Raw genomic sequence first — 2,651 nt, forward strand, 5'->3', positions numbered from 1 at the left:
TTATCATTTATAAAAACGTTTGAAGCTCTAGAATATCTACTAAATTACTTTATTTTAACAAAACTGAACAAGTTGTTTATCAATGTCTGGATAATCTTTAATGCTGATTCCCACCAACTTGGTTTTGCTATAATTTCTTGCCTTATTGAATTCGTAAATAAAGAAATATTGTCAGTCTTTTTTTCAACTACGGCTTGTTGATCAAGATCAGCATTTGTATTTAAACTTTCTTTTACCTTGCATAAAGGAGGTCTAAAATCCCTTAAAAACTGCTCATGGTCATCCATTAACTTTTGCATTTCTGCTTTATGCTTTTGCACCTCTGCTTTATATTCTTGCCTCTCAGCTTTATATTCTTGCCTCTCTGCCTTATGCTTTTGCATCAGCTTTTCAATTGTTTGAATCGCTGAAACAAGTTCAAGTTGATTAGGACTTTTAGAAAGCTTGCTCACTTTCTTTTGAACACCACCTAAACGAGAATTCGTAACAATTTTTCTTGCTGGATTTGCTAAGGGATAATCAAAAGAGCCCATTGAAGGGCTTAAGGGGCTTGAATGTATTGACATATTTAACGTTCCTATAATCTTTATCATTTATAAAACGTTTGAAGCTCTAGAATCTCTACTAAATTACTTTATTTTAACAAAACTGAATAAGCTGTTCATTAATGTCTGGATAACCTTTAATGCCGTTTCCAACCAACTTGGCTTTGCTATATTTTCTTGACTTGTTAAATTCGTAAATGAGGAAACGTTGTCAGTCTCTTTTTCAACTACGGCTTGTTGATCGGTTTCAGTATTTGTATTTAAATTTTCTTTTACCTCGCATAAAGGAGGTCTAAAAACTTTTAAAAACTGTTGGTGTTCGTTCAGTAATTTTTTTATCTCTGCCTTATGTTTTTGCCTCGCTGTTTCACGCTCTTTTATAAGCTTTTTAATTGTTTGAATTGCTGAAATAGATTCAAGATGAATAGGCCTTTTAGCAAGTTTGCTCACTTTCCTTTGAAAACCAGCTGAACGAAAATTAGTAACAATTTCTCTTAGCTGATTTGGTAAAGAATAATCAAAAGAGCACATTGAAAGGTTTGAATGTATTGACATATTTAACAATCCTATAAACTTTAAAATAAATTGCTGCTTTGGAATGAAATAAAAAAATATGTTCTTTTACTACTTTACCAGACTTAGCTAAATAGCTCTATACCTATTTTTTTTAATTTAAATTAGTACTGGCATTAACTTCTATACAAAAAAATAAGCCAACAGGGATTCATAGCTAATCGATTAAATTAAAAATAGAAAGGGATCTAGTTAATCTAGATTTAAAAGAACTTTATTAACATCCAGATTAACTAGCATAAAAATTGTTATTTTTCCTCTGCCGTTGGACAATATTTTTCTATTTTAACCGTTAAATCTCTTAATTTTCTTTCTTCTGAACTAATTTCTTTAGCAGTTATCGCAGCAGATTGATTAAGGACCTTTTGTTCCTCAGTCGTTAAATTTCTTTTAGAAACAGTATCATTATAACGAGGATAAATGTAGGTCACTGATTTATCTGTTATGCTCATTTCTTGTAAATTTTTAATTTCTTTTTTCAAAATAAAATTTTTACTTTCAAGCACAGAGCATCGTTGTAAAACATTAGCACTTTTATTTAAAGTTTCTACTGCCTCATAAGCAAGAGGCCTAAAATCTTTTAAAAACTGTTCATGGTCGCCCACCAACTTTTTCATCTCTGCTTTATGCTCTTGCCTATCTGCTTCATGTTTCTCCATAAGCTCTCTTATTTATTGTTTCAAGAGCTGTTGTTTTTAAAGCGGTATACTCTTCAGTTAGTTTGCCTACATCTGTTGCTTTTAATCTAGTATACTCTTCTCAGTCAGCTTGCCTACATCTGTTGTTTTTAAAGCAGTATACTTTTCAGTCAAAGTAGTCACCTTTTCCTGTGCAATAGCTAGGCTATAATTTTTGACAAATCTAGTAACATCTAGGACTTTGGTCGAGTCCAAAGGGCATATAAATGGAGTTCCTTGAGCAATTGCTCTGTTATAAATTTCCATAATTGCTTCTCGTTCAAATGTATGACCACAATCATCTACAACAGGATCTGTGAAAGGCTGAAGAGTAATAGGGCAGTCAAAACATTTAAGACATTCTTCCACTACATCTTCTTCAGGAGAAGGTGTATTATAGCCTACAATAGGAGGCATGCTGTTGTAGTGCTCCCCAAATAAACTGGACCATCTGGCTTGCTTCTAAGATATAGGAGTAAGACTAGATTTATGACTAATTGTAAATTAATTGCATCAGTAGAAAGAAGAAGACGATGGTCCTTAGAAGAAAAAAAACAGATTATTGAAAAAACATATCAAGAAGGTCAATCTATTTCCCAAACAGCAAGGAGATATGATATAACACCAAGTCAACTTTTTGCATGGAGAAGGCAAATGGAACAAGGAGCACTACAAGGAATTAGCAGCCGAGAAGAACTAGTTCCCAAAAGCCAAGTGAAAGAAATGGAAAAGCGAATAAGAGAACTAGAGCGGATGCTTGGGAAAAAGACACTTGAAAATGAAATTTTAAAAGAGGCTGTAAGGCTTGGGCAGGAAAAAAAACTCATCTCGCGGCAGCCATTGCCAAGCTTAAACG

Annotated in this window: 4 protein-coding genes and 1 pseudogene; 1 reads left to right on the forward strand and 4 read right to left on the reverse strand. The window is 33.1% G+C overall.

The genetic code is table 11. From position 1 onward, the window contains the following. Nucleotides 1–44 precede the first annotated feature (44 nt). The 4 genes from TY19_RS04600 to TY19_RS04615 all read right to left on the reverse strand — a co-directional run bounded on the left by TY19_RS04600 (nt 45) and on the right by TY19_RS04615 (nt 2,212). The gene (locus tag TY19_RS04600; protein WP_042280581.1) at nt 45–566 is read right to left on the reverse strand and encodes a hypothetical protein; all 522 of its coding nucleotides are present in this window, start codon (nt 564–566) and stop codon (nt 45–47) included. Between the two features lie 63 nt (nt 567–629). Then, entirely contained in the window at nt 630–1,100 is a 471-nt protein-coding gene (locus TY19_RS04605; RefSeq protein WP_148300636.1) for a hypothetical protein, read from the reverse strand. 266 nt (nt 1,101–1,366) lie between these two features. Continuing rightward, the gene (locus TY19_RS04610; protein WP_042280583.1) at nt 1,367–1,777 is read right to left on the reverse strand and encodes a hypothetical protein; all 411 of its coding nucleotides are present in this window, start codon (nt 1,775–1,777) and stop codon (nt 1,367–1,369) included. 81 nt (nt 1,778–1,858) lie between these two features. Beyond that, nucleotides 1,859–2,212, reverse strand: a complete 354-nt coding sequence (locus TY19_RS04615; RefSeq protein WP_042280585.1) for a hypothetical protein — start codon at nt 2,210–2,212, stop codon at nt 1,859–1,861. A 72-nt stretch (nt 2,213–2,284) separates the two neighbouring features. On the opposite strand from TY19_RS04615, the pseudogene TY19_RS04620 reads away from it, so the two are divergent. Next, nucleotides 2,285–2,651: pseudogene (locus TY19_RS04620) on the forward strand (transposase); the annotation flags it as partial.

Source organism: Candidatus Protochlamydia sp. R18 (assembly GCF_000648255.1).
Lineage (GTDB): Bacteria > Chlamydiota > Chlamydiia > Chlamydiales > Parachlamydiaceae > Protochlamydia > Protochlamydia amoebophila.